Origin of the sequence: Streptomyces sodiiphilus, assembly GCF_039529215.1 — a bacterium.
GTDB lineage: Bacteria > Actinomycetota > Actinomycetes > Streptomycetales > Streptomycetaceae > Streptomyces > Streptomyces sodiiphilus.
The window spans coordinates 60,398-74,423 of the sequence record NZ_BAAAMJ010000006.1; the positions used below are offsets into that span (position 1 = coordinate 60,398).

General features: G+C 72.5%; 12 protein-coding genes. 8 read left to right on the forward strand and 4 right to left on the reverse strand.

The annotated features are described in order from the left end of the window. Nucleotides 1-21: 21 nt before the first annotated feature. The 7 genes from frr (at nucleotide 22) to ABD299_RS02845 (ending at nucleotide 8,474) form a co-directional block, all read left to right on the forward strand. Nucleotides 22-579, forward strand: a complete 558-nt coding sequence (gene frr, locus ABD299_RS02815; protein ID WP_344258539.1) for a ribosome recycling factor — start codon at nucleotides 22-24, stop codon at nucleotides 577-579. After that, a complete protein-coding gene (locus tag ABD299_RS02820; protein ID WP_425581237.1) occupies nucleotides 536-1,558 on the forward strand; it encodes a phosphatidate cytidylyltransferase in 1,023 nt (340 codons plus the stop codon). The genes frr and ABD299_RS02820 overlap by 44 nt, the downstream gene beginning before the upstream one ends. Nucleotides 1,559-1,613: 55 nt before the next feature. Continuing rightward, nucleotides 1,614-2,720 (forward strand): dual-specificity RNA methyltransferase RlmN, encoded by a 1,107-nt coding sequence (gene rlmN / locus ABD299_RS02825; protein WP_344258542.1) that lies wholly within the window; start codon nucleotides 1,614-1,616, stop codon nucleotides 2,718-2,720. 184 nt (nucleotides 2,721-2,904) lie between these two features. Beyond that, nucleotides 2,905-3,972, forward strand: coding sequence for a thiamine ABC transporter substrate-binding protein (locus ABD299_RS02830; RefSeq protein ID WP_344258543.1), 1,068 nt, complete (start codon nucleotides 2,905-2,907; stop codon nucleotides 3,970-3,972). A gap of 89 nt (nucleotides 3,973-4,061) precedes the next feature. Further along, nucleotides 4,062-5,669, forward strand: a complete 1,608-nt coding sequence (locus tag ABD299_RS02835; RefSeq protein ID WP_344258654.1) for an ABC transporter permease — start codon at nucleotides 4,062-4,064, stop codon at nucleotides 5,667-5,669. A gap of 29 nt (nucleotides 5,670-5,698) precedes the next feature. After that, nucleotides 5,699-6,724 carry an ABC transporter ATP-binding protein gene (locus ABD299_RS02840; protein ID WP_344258544.1) on the forward strand — a complete coding sequence of 342 codons (1,026 nt, stop codon included), beginning with the start codon at nucleotides 5,699-5,701 and terminating at the stop codon, nucleotides 6,722-6,724. 169 nt (nucleotides 6,725-6,893) lie between these two features. Continuing rightward, nucleotides 6,894-8,474, forward strand: a complete 1,581-nt coding sequence (locus tag ABD299_RS02845; RefSeq protein WP_344258545.1) for a family 10 glycosylhydrolase — start codon at nucleotides 6,894-6,896, stop codon at nucleotides 8,472-8,474. Nucleotides 8,475-8,553: 79 nt separating this feature from the next. Here the strand turns inward: ABD299_RS02845 and ABD299_RS02850 are convergent, their stop codons facing one another. Together ABD299_RS02850 and ABD299_RS02855 are read right to left on the reverse strand one after the other, a co-directional pair. After that, nucleotides 8,554-9,708: a hypothetical protein gene (locus ABD299_RS02850; RefSeq protein WP_344258547.1), complete on the reverse strand. Its 1,155-nt coding sequence runs from the start codon at nucleotides 9,706-9,708 to the stop codon at nucleotides 8,554-8,556. Further along, nucleotides 9,690-10,412 (reverse strand): ABC transporter ATP-binding protein, encoded by a 723-nt coding sequence (locus ABD299_RS02855; protein WP_344258548.1) that lies wholly within the window; start codon nucleotides 10,410-10,412, stop codon nucleotides 9,690-9,692. The genes ABD299_RS02850 and ABD299_RS02855 overlap by 19 nt, the downstream gene beginning before the upstream one ends. Before the next feature lie 347 nt (nucleotides 10,413-10,759). On the opposite strand from ABD299_RS02855, the gene ABD299_RS02860 reads away from it, so the two are divergent. After that, nucleotides 10,760-12,193 carry a gamma-aminobutyraldehyde dehydrogenase gene (locus tag ABD299_RS02860; protein WP_344258550.1) on the forward strand — a complete coding sequence of 478 codons (1,434 nt, stop codon included), beginning with the start codon at nucleotides 10,760-10,762 and terminating at the stop codon, nucleotides 12,191-12,193. 51 nt (nucleotides 12,194-12,244) lie between these two features. Here ABD299_RS02860 and ABD299_RS02865 read toward each other — a convergent pair whose 3' ends face one another. Next, entirely contained in the window at nucleotides 12,245-12,937 is a 693-nt protein-coding gene (locus ABD299_RS02865; protein ID WP_344258552.1) for a glycerophosphodiester phosphodiesterase, read from the reverse strand. Then, nucleotides 12,937-13,995: an adenosine deaminase gene (locus ABD299_RS02870; RefSeq protein WP_344258554.1), complete on the reverse strand. Its 1,059-nt coding sequence runs from the start codon at nucleotides 13,993-13,995 to the stop codon at nucleotides 12,937-12,939. Before ABD299_RS02870 ends, ABD299_RS02865 begins: the two co-directional genes overlap by 1 nt. Between the last annotated feature and the right edge of the window lie 31 nt (nucleotides 13,996-14,026).

Genomic DNA, 14,026 nt, shown 5'->3' on the forward strand with positions numbered 1-14,026 from the left:
TCATCGAACCAGGAGCACGTGGTGATCGAAGAAGCCCTCCTCGAGGCTGAGGAGAAGATGGAGAAGGCCGTCGTGGTCGCCAAGGAGGATCTCGCCGCGATCCGTACCGGCCGTGCGCACCCGGCGATGTTCAACAAGATCGTGGCGGAGTACTACGGCACGATGACGCCGATCAACCAGCTGGCGTCGTTCTCCGTGCCCGAGCCGCGCATGGCGGTGGTGACCCCCTTCGACAAGAGCGCGCTGCGCAACATCGAGCAGGCGATCCGCGACTCCGACCTGGGCGTCAACCCCACCAACGACGGACACATCATCCGGGTGGTCTTCCCCGACCTGACGGAGGAGCGCCGCCGGGAGTACATCAAGGTGGCCAAGTCCAAGGGCGAGGACGCCAAGATCTCCATCCGCGGTGTCCGGCGCAAGGCCAAGGAATCCATCGACAAGAGCGTCAAGGACGGCGAGGTCGGCGAGGACGAGGGCCGACGGGCGGAGAAGGAGCTCGACGACACCACCGCGAAGTACGTCGCGCAGGTGGATGAGCTGCTCAAGCACAAGGAAGCCGAGCTGCTCGAGGTCTGAGCACCGGGCGGCGAACAGAAAGCAGCTGTCACCTGTGAACGACTTTCCCCGGGGGTCTGGTCCCGTGCCCATGGTGTCCGAGGCCGGCGGCGAGCCGGAAGACGGCCCGGCGGGCCACCGTCAACCGCAGGACCCGGACCGCCGGGCGGAGGGACCCGGCCGCAAGCGGGCCGGCCGGGACCTGCCCGCGGCCATCGGTGTGGGCCTGGGGCTGGGCACGGTCATCCTCGCCTCGCTCTTCGTCCACAAGCCGGTGTTCGTGGTGGTCATCGCCGCCGCCGTGGTGGTGGGGCTGTGGGAGCTCACCTCCCGGCTGGCCGAGCGGTCGCAGCTGCGCGTCCCGTTGGTCCCGCTGGCGGCCGGCGGTGCGGCCACTGTCGTCGCCGGCTACCTGAGCGGAGCCGACGGCGCCCTGATCGCCCTGGGCGCCACGATTCTGGCCATGCTGGTCTGGCGGATGACCCAGCGGCCGGAGAACTATCTGCGGGACGTCACCGCCGGGGTGTTCGTCGCCTTCTACGTGCCCTTCCTGGCCACGTTCGTGGCGCTGATGCTGACCGCCGGCGACGGCCCGCAGCGGGTGCTGACGTTCCTGCTGCTCACCGTCATCAGCGACACCGGTGCGTACGCCGTGGGATGGCGGTTCGGGAAACACAAGCTGGCCCCCCGCATCAGCCCGGGCAAGACCCGGGAGGGCACCGCCGGGGCGGTGGTCTCGGCCATGGCGGCCGGAGCCCTGTGCATGGAGCTGCTGATCGACGGCGGCCAGTGGTGGCAGGGCCTCGTGCTGGGCCTGGCGGTGGCGGTCAGCGCGACCGTGGGCGACCTCGGGGAATCGATGATCAAGCGAGACCTGGGCATCAAGGACATGGGCACGCTGCTGCCGGGCCATGGCGGGATCATGGACCGGCTGGACTCGATCCTGCCCACCGCCCCGGTCGCCTACCTGCTGTTCCTGGCGTTCGTCGGAGCCGGCTGAGCCTCCCCGCACACCGGGCCGGACAGCCCCGGGGGTCTGCGACACTGGGGGCATCATGCCTGCACCCGGAGAACTCACATTCGTCGCGCCGCGCGGAGCGAAGAAGCCGCCGCGGCACCTTGCCGACCTGTCGCCGGACGAGCGCCGCGAGGCCGTCGCCGAGCTGGGGGAGAAGCCGTTCCGCGCCAAGCAGTTGTCGCAGCACTACTTCGCGCGCTACACCGACGACCCGGCCTCCTGGACGGACATTCCCGCGGCGTCCCGGGAGAAGCTGGCCGGGGAGCTGCTGCCGGAGCTGATGACCGTGGTGCGGCACATCAGCTGTGACGACGACACCACTCGCAAGACGCTGTGGCGGCTGCACGACGGGACGCTGGTGGAGTCCGTCCTGATGCGGTACCCGGACCGGGTCACCATGTGCATCTCCTCGCAGGCCGGCTGCGGCATGAACTGCCCGTTCTGCGCCACCGGCCAGGCCGGTCTGGACCGCAACCTGTCGACCGCGGAGATCGTCCACCAGATCGTGGACGGCATGCGGGCGCTCCGGGACGGGAAGGTGCCCGGCGGCCCGGCCCGGCTGTCGAACATCGTGTTCATGGGGATGGGCGAACCGCTGGCGAACTACCGGCGGGTCGTGGGCGCCATCCGCCGGCTGACCGATCCGGAGCCGGACGGCATCGGGCTCTCCCAGCGGGGGATCACCGTCTCCACCGTCGGCCTGGTGCCGGCGATGCGCCGGTTCGCGGGCGAAGGCCTCAAGTGCCGGCTGGCGGTCTCGCTGCACGCCCCGGACGACGAACTGCGCGACACCCTGGTGCCGGTGAACACCCGCTGGAAGGTGCGCGAGGTGCTGGACGCGGCCTGGGAGTACGCCGAGGCGTCCGGCCGCCGGGTGTCCATCGAATACGCCCTGATCAGGGACATCAACGATCAGGCGTGGCGGGCCGATCTGCTCGGGCGGCTGCTCAAGGGGCGGCGGGTGCACGTCAACCTGATCCCGCTCAACCCCACCCCGGGGTCACGCTGGACGGCGTCCCGCCCGGAGGACGAGAAGGCGTTCGTCGAGGCACTGGAGGCCCACTCGGTGCCGGTGACGGTGCGGGACACCCGTGGTCAGGAGATCGACGGGGCCTGCGGGCAGCTGGCGGCCACCGAGCGCTGAGGGCCGCAGGGCCCCTGTTATCGTTGTTCGAACAAACGCACAGTCCGGCAGGGGAGCGCTCGCAGCGCTGAGAGTGCGGCAGATCAGGCCGCAGACCCTCGAACCTCGCCCAGGTCATGCTGGGTAGGAAGTTCGGCGTCTCTCTCGTGTTGCCCGTGCCTGCCCGCAGGGAGAAAGCAGCACGATGAAGCGGACCCTCAACACGGCCCTCGCCGTCACCCTGGGCACGGCGATGCTCGCCGCCTGCGGCAGCGACAGCGGGGACGATCAGCAGGACTCGGCGGGTTCCTCGACCGTCACGCTGGTCACCCACAATTCCTTCGAGATCTCCGACGAGGTTCTCGAGCAGTTCACCGAGGAGACCGGCTTCCGGCTGGAGGTGCTGCGGGCCGGGGACGCCGGGGTGGTGGTCAACCAGGCGGTGCTCTCCCGGGGCAACCCGCAGGGCGACGTGCTGTTCGGAGTGGACAACACCCTGCTCTCCAGGGCCCTGGACGAGGAGATCTTCACGCCCTACCGGGCCGAGGGCCTCGACGAGGTCCCCGCGGAGTTCCAGCTCGACGCGGAGGAGAACCGGGTGACCCCGGTCGACACCGGGGACATCTGCGTCAACTACGACCGCGCCTGGTTCGCGGAGCGGGACGTGGCTCCGCCGCAGACCTTCGAGGACCTGGCGGACCCGGACTACCGGGACCTGCTGGTGGTGCAGAACGCCGCCACCTCCTCGCCCGGCCTGGGCTTCCTGCTGGGCACCGCCGCGGAGTACGGCGAGGACGGCTGGCAGGACTACTGGCAGCGCCTGGCGGACAACGGCGTCGAGGTCGTCGACGGCTGGGAGCAGGCATACTACGAGCACTTCTCCGCCTCGGGCGGTGACCGCCCGCTGGTGGTGTCCTACGCCTCGAGCCCGCCCGCGGAGGTGCTCTACGGCTCGGACCCGGAGCCGGAGGAGGCTCCCACCGGCGTGTCCACCGGCACCTGCTTCCGGCAGATCGAGTTCGCGGGCCTGCTGGACGGCGCGAAGAACCCCGAGGGCGGGCAGGCGCTGCTGGACTTCCTGCTGAGCCCCGCCTTCCAGGAGGACGTGCCGCTGCAGATGTTCGTCCACCCGGTGCGGGAGGGCGTCGAACTGCCGGAGGTCTTCACCGCCTACGGCGAGCAGATCGACGAGCCCGCCGAGCTGGATCCGCAGACCATCACCGAGAACCGGGAACAGTGGGTCAAGGAGTGGACCTCACTGGTCATCAGGTAGCGCACGGCCCGGCCGGGACACCGGCCGCTCCGCCGGCCGGTCACCGGCGGCGGGCCGCCCGGCGGGACCTGGCGGTGCGGCTGGGTCTGATGGCCGTGCCCCTGGGGTTCTTCGGGCTGTTCTTCGCCTATCCCGTGGCGGCCATCGTGGCGCGCGGGCTGCGGCCGGAGGGCGACTGGGCATGGGGCCGGGCGGCCGCGGTGCTGGCCGACCCGCACATCGTGCAGGTGCTGTGGTTCACGGTCTGGCAGGCCGCGGCCTCCACCGCGCTCACCCTCGCGCTCGCGCTGCCGGGTGCCTACGTCTTCGCCCGGCTGGACTTCCCCGGCAAACGGCTGCTGCGCGCCGTCGTCACGGTGCCGTTCGTGCTGCCCACGGTCGTCACCGGTGCCGCCTTCCTGGCACTGGTGGGGCGCGGCGGGCTGCTCGACGGCCTGTGGGGGATCCGGCTGGACACCACGGTGTGGGCCATTCTGCTGGCGCATGTCTTCTTCAACTACGCGATCGTGGTGCGGACCGTCGGCGGGCTCTGGGCGCAACTGGACCCCCGTCAGGAGGAGGCGGCCCGGGTCCTGGGCGCGAGCCGCTTCACCGCGTGGCGGCGGGTCACGCTGCCCGCGCTGACCCCCTCGGTGGCCGCCGCGGCGCTGATGGTCTTCCTGTTCACCTTCACCTCGTTCGGCATCATCAAGATCCTGGGCGGTCCGCGGTACGCCACCCTGGAAGTGGAGATCTACCGGCAGACCGCGCAGTTGCTGGACCTGCAGGCGGCCGCCGTGCTCACCCTGGTGCAGTTCGCCGCGGTGGCCGGGATGCTCGGCGCGCACGCGTGGAGCGTGCGCCGGCGGGAGAGCGCGCTGAAGCTGGTCGATGCCGCGCGCACCGCCCACCGTCCGCGCGGGGCCGCTCAGCGCGCGCTGCTGGCCGGGGTGCTGCTGTCCATCGCCCTGCTCCTGCTGCTGCCGCTCGCCGTGCTGGTCGAACGTTCGCTGTCGGTCTCCGGCGGCTACGGGTTCGCCCACTACCGGGCGCTGGCCTCCACCGAGGGCGGGACCTTCGTGGTGGCTCCGTGGAGCGCGGTGTACAACTCGCTGTCCTACGCGGCCGTCGCCACGCTCATCGCGGTCACGGTGGGAGGGCTGGCCGCGGCGGCACTGACCCGCCGTGCCGGCCGCCTGGTGCGCGGCTTCGATGCCCTGCTGATGCTCCCGCTGGGCACCTCGGCGGTCACCGTCGGCTTCGGTTTCCTCATCGCGCTCGACGAACCGCCGCTGGATCTGCGCTCCTCGTGGATTCTGGTGCCGCTGGCCCAGGCCCTGGTCGGGGTGCCCTTCGTGGTGCGCGTGATGCTGCCGGTGCTGCGGGCCGTGGACCACCGGCTGCGGGAGGCCGCGGCGATGCTGGGCGCGTCGCCCCTGCGGGTGTGGCGCGAGGTGGACCTTCCGCTGGTGCGGCGGGCCCTGCTGGTCGCGGCCGGCTTCGCGTTCGCCGTGTCGCTCGGGGAGTTCGGCGCGACGGTTTTCATCGCCCGGGCCGACGCCCCGACGCTGCCGGTCGCCGTGGCCCGGCTGCTGGGGCGGCCGGGCGAGCTCAACTACGGTCAGGCGATGGCCATGAGTACGGTGCTGATGCTCGTCTGCGCCGTCACCCTGCTGGCGCTGGAACGGCTGCGGCCGGTGCGCTCCCAGGAGTTCTGACCCGACCGGAGACTGTGGGAGATCGCATCATGGCACTGCTGGAGCTGCGCGGCGTCACCGTCCGCTTTCCCGGACACACGGCGCTCGACGCGGTGGACCTGGAGGTCGCCGAGCACGAGACGGTCTGCGTGCTCGGCCCCAGCGGCAGCGGCAAGTCCACGCTGTTGCGGGTGGTGGCCGGACTTCAGGAGGCCGAAGCCGGACGGGTCCTGCTCGCCGGGCGGGACCAGACGGGCGTCCCGGCCCACCGCCGCGGGGTGGGCCTGATGTTCCAGGACCAGCAGCTCTTCCCGCAGCGCGATGTCGGCGGCAACATCGCGTTCGGCCCGCGCGTGCGCGGGGCCGGCCGCGCCGAGGCCGAGCGGCGCACCGCCGAACTGCTGGAGCTGGTCGGGCTGCCCGGGGCGGCCCGGCGGCCGGTCGCCTCGCTGTCCGGCGGGGAGCAGCAGCGGGTGGCCCTGGCCCGCGCCCTTGCCCCCAGTCCCCGGCTGCTGATGCTCGACGAGCCGCTGGGGCAGCTGGACCGTGGTCTGCGGGAGCGTCTGGTCGTCGAACTGCGCGGCCTGTTCCGGCGTCTGGGCACCACGGTGCTGGCCGTCACGCACGACCAGGGCGAGGCGTTCGCGCTGGCGGACCGGGTGGTGGTGATGCACCGCGGCCGGATCGCCCAGGAGGGGCCGCCCGCCGAGGTCTGGCAGCGCCCGGCCTCGGAGTTCGTGGCCCGCTTCCTGGGGTTCCGCAATGTGGTGGAGGCCGGGATCCAGGAGGGCACCGCCCGCACCCCGTGGGGTCCGGTTCCGGTCCCGCCGGGCACCGCGGAGGGGCCCGGCCGGGTGCTGATCCGGCCCTCGGGGGTCCGGCTGTCCTCACCGGGGGAGGGCCTGCGCTGCACGGTCAGCGCCCGCACCTTCCGCGGCGACCATGTGGTGGTGCTGCTGCGGCCCGAGGCGGGTCCGGAGCTGGAGGCGGCCTGTCCGCTGCGCGAGGCGCCGGCGGAGGGCGACGCGGTCGGCGTCGTCTTCGTGCCGGGGGAGGTCGTGCCGCTGCCCTGCTGAGGGCGTAGGGCGGACGGTTCGTCAACTTCTGTCCCTTGCGGGCGGGTTGTTTGCCGCAACTCCCTCGTGAAGATGAAAGTTTTCGTCTGGACGGCCCCTTGGTGGCGATCTAAATTGTCAGCCGCACCGCGACCGCACTTCTCCGCCACTCTCCCCCTGGGGGCCGCGCATGAGACGGATCCTGCCCACCCTGCTCGCCGGTATCGGCCTGCTCGCATCGAGCCTGATCACCGCGGCGCCCGCCGCGGCCGCGGACGAGGGCGGGGACGCGCCGCCCGAGCAGTGGCGCAGCTACTGGGTGGACGCCTTCAACGAGGGCATCTACACGCCCGGCCAGGTCTCCACGCTGGTGCAGGACGCCCTGGAACTGAACGCCAACGCGCTGATCGTGCAGACCTCGCGCCGCTACGACTGCTTCTGCGACCGGGCGCTCTACCCGAGGACCGACGCGCCCGTGGCCCCGGCTCCGTTCGACCCGCTGCAGGAGATCATCGAGCAGGCCCACGCGGCCGGCCTGGAGGTCCACGCCTGGGTCAACGTCAACACCATGTGGAACAGCACCACGCCGCCGCGGTCACCCGATCATGTGTTCAATCAGCACGGCCCGGGTGCCGAGGGCGCCGACCGGTGGCTGAACAAGAAGGCGGACGGCACGGAGCTGCAGGGCGCCAACGCCTACGTGGACCCCGGCCACCCGGACGCGGCCGACTACATCGTGCGGGCGGTGCGGAGCATCGTCAGCGAGTACGACGTGGACGGCATCAACCTCGACTACATCCGCTACCCCGACTTCAACTCGCGGACCACGCACAGCGACTGGGGCTACAACGAGGTGTCCCTGGACAGGTTCCGGCAGGCCACCGGCCGCAGCGGCGTCCCCGAGCCGGACGACGCGCAGTGGACGCAGTGGCGCCGTGACCAGGTCTCCGGGCTGGTGCGGCGGATCTACCTCGGGATGTGGGAGGCCGACCCGCAGGCGCGCCTGTCGGTCAACGCCATCACCTACGGCTTCGGCCCGCAGTCGGTGGGCGGCTGGGAGTCGACCCGCACCTACCGAGAGGTGCTGCAGGACTGGGCGGGCTGGCTCGACGAGGGCATCACGGACACCGTCGTCACCATGAACTACAAGCGTGACTGGAACCCCGACCAGGCGCGGATGTTCGACGAGTGGACGGAGTTCCTCGCCGACGAGCAGGGAGAGCGCCAGGGCGTCAACGGCCCGGCGCTGTACCTCAACGGAATCGAGGACAGTCTGGCTCAGGTCAAGAAGACGCTGGAGCCGACAGCGGCCGGGAACACGGCAGCGGGCTGGAGCGGCTACTCCTACGCCAACCCCAGCATGACGCATGTGGACGGCTCTCCGCAGGACAGGGCGGAGGAGCGGCGGCAGCTGGCCCGCGCACTCACGGAGGGGGAGGCGGCGCCGTTCGCGGAGGCCGCCGCCGTTCCCGGCATGCCGTGGAAGGAAACCCCGGCCGACGGTCACGTCACGGGTGAACTGGCGCTGCGGGACGGCACTCCGCTGGACCAGGCGGCGGTGACGCTGCAGCCGCTCACCGCCGGCGGGCAGGCGGTGACCGGGCGGGCGGACGGCACCGGCTGGTTCGGGTTCGCCCATGTCGGTCCCGGCGTCTACCTGGTGAGGGCCGAGCTGCCGTCCGGCGTGATCGGGGCCCCGCTGACCGTGGTGCGCGTCCGTGAGGGGGCCATCAGCGAGGCGGCGTTCCCCGGCCTCGTCCGGGTGCGCTGACCCGTCCGGCGGACCGCCGGGCAGGGGGCGGTCCGGGAGGCGGCGCGGTCCGCCCCCGGACCGCGTCGCTCCTCGCGGCTCATCCGCCGAGCGGGAGCACGACCAGGTGGGCGGCCACCCAGGTGAGCGGGGCGAAGGCGGCCAGCAGTACCGCGGAGCGGAGCACCGCGGCCCGGCGCAGCAGCGACCGGGACGCGCCGAGCCCGAGGAGCGCACGTGTGGTGTGCTCCCGGGCGGCGCGGGACTCCGCGGCGGCCGTGGCGATGGCCGCGGCGGCACATCCGATGATCACGACGGCTCCGAGCACACTGAGCGGGCCCAGCATCTGCTGCCCGTCCGCACGGAGCGTGGCCAGGACGGTCGCGGACGCCACACACAGCGCGCCCATCGGCCGGCCCAGCCGGTGCGTCTCCGCCTCGAGGACCCTCCCGGACAGCAGCCGCAGCGCGCTCGGTCTGCCCGCGGACAGCAGCCGGCCGCACAGCCGGGCGATGCCCGGGGCGGCCAGCAGGATGCCCGCCGCGGTCAGCAGCCAGGCGCCGACCACGCCGGGGGTGATCTCTCCCATGGCCCCGGGAAGCGGTACGGCGCCGCCGGCGGGGGGAGTGCCCCGGCCGGCATGGGCGCCCAGCGCGATGCCGGCGGTGATCAGCGCCGTTCCCCACGGCAGACCGGTGGGCACGCGGCCCTCGTCCTGCCCGGTGCCCGCGGCGGCCTCGGGGCCGGGACGCAGGCGCAGCGAGACCGTGGCCGCCGCGGCGGAGGCCAGCGGCGCCAGGGCGAGCAGGGTGAGTGCCGCCGGAACCGGGAGGGGGCTGCCGCCGGAGAGCAGACCGGAGGCCGCGCCGTTGAGCGGCAGGGCGGTGAGATCACCGCGCAGGTGGAGGAAGACGGGCAGCGCGAGGGCGCTGCCGAGCAGGGCGGCGACAACCGCCGAGGAGGCGGCCAGCAGGGGCAGCCGGGTGGGGCCGATTCCCGCCGCGTCCAGCCCGGCCCGGGGCCGGGCCGCGGGGTCGGCGCGCGCCACCGACATGGCCAGCCCCACGGTGGCGGCCAGCGGAAGGGCGCACCAGGCCAGCCGCAGGGTGGCCGAGCGGCTGTCCTCGGGGTGGGCCCCGGCGTAGGCCAGCGAGGCCAGCAGCAGGAATCCGACGGCGCCGGCCGCGGCGGCCAGCAGCAGCCAGCGGCACAGGGCCGGCGCCTCCGCCCCGCGGGCTAGGCGGAGAGCGAGCATGCCGGTGAGGTGGCGGCGCGGCCGTCGACCAGTGCGAAGGTACGGTCGGCCAGGGCGGCGGCCTCCGTGCCGTGGGTCGCGAGCACCACGGTGATGCCGTGCGAGCGTGCCGCCGTGGTGAGGGTGCGCAGCGCCTGCGTCCGGTCGGTCCGGTGCAGCGGGGCGGTGGGCTCGTCGGCGAAGATCACCGAGGGGGTGTGGACCAGGGCGCGGGCGATGGCGACGCGCTGCCGCTGGGACTGGAGCAGGGCGGCGGGCCGCTTGCGGGCGCAGCCGCCCACGTCAAGCCTCTCCAGCCACTCCATGGCCGTCCGCCGGGCCGTGCGGTGGCCGGTGCCGGCCAGCAGCAGCGGAAGTGCGGCGTTCTCCCACGCGGTGAGCTCGGGCACCAGCTGCGGGGTGTCCGCGACCCAGCCGAACTGGTCGCGGCGCAGCCGCTCCCGGGCGGCCGGAGCCAGGGTGTGCACCGGGATGCTGTTGAACCAGACCTCGCCGCTGTTGGGGACCAGGCGTCCGGACAGGCAGCTCAGCAGGGTGGTCTTCCCGCAGCCGCGGGGACCGGTGACGGCGACGATCTCGCCCTCCCGGACGCCCAGGGAGACCCCGAGCAGTGCGGGCGAGCCGCCGTGTGCGTAGTGCAGACCGCACGCCCGGAGGACATCGTTGTCCGGTGGGGCGTCGGCCGGGGCGTCGGGTGGGACCACGTCCGGGGCACCTCCGCTCGTTCTCGCAGACCTCCCCCCGGCCGGATGTAACGAGCGGCCGGGGCTTTCGTCACCTGCACGGTAGGTTCATGGTGGCTGCGAGTGGCGGTACGGCGACGGCGTGCCACACCAGTCACCCCCGGATGGCTCCACCGGGGCCCGGCGGGCGCGGAGGACATGCGCCCCTCCCGCCGTTGGCGGGTATTTTTCCCGATGAAACGCCTGGTGGGCGCAGATTTTCCGCTCTCCGGCTGTCTCCGGGCCCCCGGTGCCGCATAGGCTGGGGTTTCCACACCCGCCGGACGCAGGTCCGGCGCACATCCTGGACCCGCAACATGGAGGGTGCCGTGACCACCGAACTGCGTCGGCTGCGCAACTACATCGACGGAGAGCTCCGGGACGCCGCGGACGGGCGGACGACCGAGGTGGTCGACCCCACGACCGGCCGTCCGTACGCCACCGCGCCGCTGTCCGGCGCCGCGGACGTCGACGCCGCGATGGCGGCCGCCGAGGCCGCCTTCCCGGCGTGGCGGGACTCCACCCCGGCCACCCGCCAGCTCGCCCTGCTGCGCGTCGCGGACGCGTTCGAGCAGCACGCGGACGAACTGCTGGCCGTCGAGTGCGAGAACACCGGCAAGCCGCTGGAGCTGACCCGGCAGGAAGAACTGCCGATGATGCTCGAACAGATCCGGTTCTTCGCCGGCGCCGCCCGGATGCTGGAGGGCAAGGCGGCGGGTGAGTACATGACCGGCATGACGTCCTTCGTCCGCCGCGAGCCGGTGGGCGTCTGCGCCCAGGTCGCCCCCTGGAACTACCCGGTCATGATGGCCGTCTGGAAGTTCGCCCCGGCGCTCGCCGCGGGCAACGCGGTGGTCCTCAAGCCGTCCGACACCACTCCCGCCTCGGCCGTGTTCGCCGCCGAGCTCATGGGCCGCACCCTGCCCAAGGGCGTGTTCAACGTGATCTGCGGGGACCGGGACACCGGACGGCTCATGGTCGAGCACCGCACCCCGGCCATGGTGTCCATCACCGGTTCGGTGCGGGCCGGCCAGGAGGTCGCCGCCGGCGCGGCCAAGGATGTCAAGCGGGTGCACCTGGAACTGGGCGGCAAGGCGCCCTGCGTGGTCTTCGACGACGCCGACCTGGCGGCCGCCGTCGAGGGCATCCGGGACGCGGGCTTCTTCAACGCCGGCCAGGACTGCACGGCCGCCACCCGGGTCCTGGTGCAGGACGGGGTGTACGAGGAGTTCGTCGCCGAGCTCACCAAGGCGGCCGCGGAGGTCAGGACCGGTGACCCGGCCGACCCCGAGTGCTTCTACGGCCCGCTCAACAACGCCTCCCACCTGGAGAAGGTCGCCGGCTTCATCGACCGGCTGCCGGCCCACGCGCGGGTGGAGACGGGCGGCCACCGGGTCGGTGAGCGGGGCTACTACTACGCTCCGACCGTCGTCAGCGGGCTGCGCCAGGACGACGAGATCGTCCAGAACGAGGTCTTCGGCCCGGTGATCACCGTGCAGCGGTTCTCCGACGAGGCCGAAGCGGTCCGGTGGGCCAACGACGTGGAGTACGGCCTGGCCTCCTCGGTCTGGACGAAGGACCACCCGCGGGCGATGCGGCTGTCGAAGGACCTGGAGTTCGGCTGCGTGTGGATCAACACGCACATCCCGCTGGTGGGCGAGATGCCGCACGGCGGGTTCAAGAAGTCCGGGTACGGCAAGGATCTCTCCGCCTACGGCATGGAGGACTACACCCGGGTGAAGCACGTGATGACGGCACTGTGACCGGCGTCCGTGCCCGCACTCCGCGTCGGAGGGGTGCGGGCACGGGAGACGTCATCCGGTGGCCGGCCCGGGGTCCTGGCGGCCCAGGACCCTGCGCAGCGCGCCGATGTGGTGGGTGGAGATGGCGTCCACGCCCATGCCGACCAGCCGCCGCATGGTCGGCGGGCTGTCGGCGGTCCAGGCCGCGACCCGGTAGCCCTCGGCGTGGGCACTGCGGACCGTCTCCCGCGAGAGCAGTCCGAAGCGGATGTTCAGCCAGTGCGGGCGCAGGTCCCGCAGCAGGGACAGGCGCGGCTGCGCCGTGCGCTGCCAGGTGAGGGCGATCTCCGCGTCCCGGTCCGCCGCACGCACCGCCCGCAGCGCCGCCGGGTCCCCGCAGTAGGTGACGCGCTTGGTCGCGCCGTTCTCCTGGACCACCTCGGCCGCCGCCCTGGCGGCCGCGGCCGAGGGTTCGGGCAGGCCGATGAGCGTCCGCACCGGATAGGTCACCGCCAGCGCCTCGCGCAGCAGCGGCAGGTGAGGACCGGTCAGGGCACGCAGTTCCTGGATCGTCAGATCCTCCACCCGCAGGTTCGGGCCCCACCGCCGTCTCAGTGTCCGGTCGTGCACCACCACGGGGAGCTCGTCCCGGGTGGCGCGGACATCCAGCTTGACCACGTCGGCCCCGGCCTCGATCGCGGAGCGGAACGAGACCAGGGCGTCCTCCCGTCCCCGGTGCGGATCCCCGCGGTGCGCGATCGCCATTACTCGTTTCGTTGCTGCCACGAGGTCAGGTAACTGTCGATTTCACCGCAAAGGCGGGATTTCGCGGGCGTGTCGAGGAAGGAAACCTCCACGGCGTTGCGCGCCAGTCCCGCGAGCCCTGCCTCGTCCAGCTCCAGCAGACCGGCCGCCACCGCGTACTCCGTGTTCAGATCCGTCCCGAACATCGGCGGGTCGTCGCTGTTGATGGTCACCGGCACACCGGCCTCCGCCATCTGCCGCACCGGGTGCCCGTCCAGCGAGGGCACCGCCCCGGTGGCGACGTTGGAGGTGGGGCAGACCTCCAGCGGGACGCGCCGCTGCGCGAGGTGGGCCAGCAGTTCCGGGTCCCGCACCGAACTGGTGCCGTGCCCGATGCGCTCGGCACCCAGCGCGGTGAGCGCGTCCCACACGCTCTGCGGACCGGTGGTCTCCCCGGCGTGCGGGACGCTGTGCAGCCCGTGCGCCCGCGCGCGGTCGAAGAAGGGCTTGAACAGCGGGCGCGGCCAGCCCTTCTCCGGACCACCGAGCCCGAACGACACCAGGCCGTCCGGTCCCAGCTCACAGGCCATCCGGGCGGTCTCCTCACCGGCCCGCGGCCCCAGTTCGCTGGGAATGTCGAAGCACCAGCGCAGCTGGACGCCGAAGTCCCGTCCGGCGGCGACGCGCGCGTCCTCGATGGCCTCCATGAAGGCGGCGTCCGGGATGCCGCGGATCACCGAGGTGTAGGGGGTGACGGTGAGTTCGGCGTAACGGATGGTCTGCCGCGCCATGTCGCGGGCCACCTCGTAGGTCAGCAGCCGTACGTCCTCCGCGTCCTGGATCAGCTCCACCACGGAGATGTAGACCTCGATGAAGTGCGCGAAGTCCCGGAAGGTGAAGTACTCGGCAAGCGCGTCCGGGTCCTTGGGGACGGGGGAGTCCGGGTGTCTGGCGGCCAGTTCCGCGACGATCCGCGGCGAGGCCGAGCCCACGTGGTGCACGTGGAGTTCGGCCTTGGGCAGGCCGGAGATGAAGGCGGTGAGATCCAACGGTCCCTCCTGGTCGGCTGATCCGCTCATCGTAGGCCGCGGGACTGGCGGATACCGGGGC